This is a genomic window from Planktothrix sp. PCC 11201, assembly GCF_900009135.1.
Lineage (GTDB): Bacteria > Cyanobacteriota > Cyanobacteriia > Cyanobacteriales > Microcoleaceae > Planktothrix.
On sequence record NZ_LT797740.1, the window covers coordinates 1 to 264 of the forward strand.

Sequence of the window (264 nt, forward strand, 5' to 3'; positions counted from 1 at the left end):
AGCAATTAGCCCAAAAATTAGAACAAGAACGGTCGATTAAATTGAGTCCCGATAGATTAAGACGGGTGCTCAAAAAAAGGGGGTGAATTGGAAGCGAGCCAGAAAGAGCCACAAAGGAAAACAAGATCCGATAGTCCGTGCTCAGAAACAGGCAGATTTAGAGATGTTGGAATTATCGGCTGCGGCTGGAGAAATTGACTTAAAGTATTTAGATGAATCGGGTTTTTGTCTGTGGAGTGAACCGGGTTACACCTATTATTTTAG

At 42.0% G+C, this 264-nt stretch carries 1 pseudogene; it reads left to right on the forward strand.

The features are described 5' to 3' along the window. Positions 1–264, forward strand: a pseudogene (locus PL11201_RS25475) (IS630 family transposase); the annotation flags it as partial.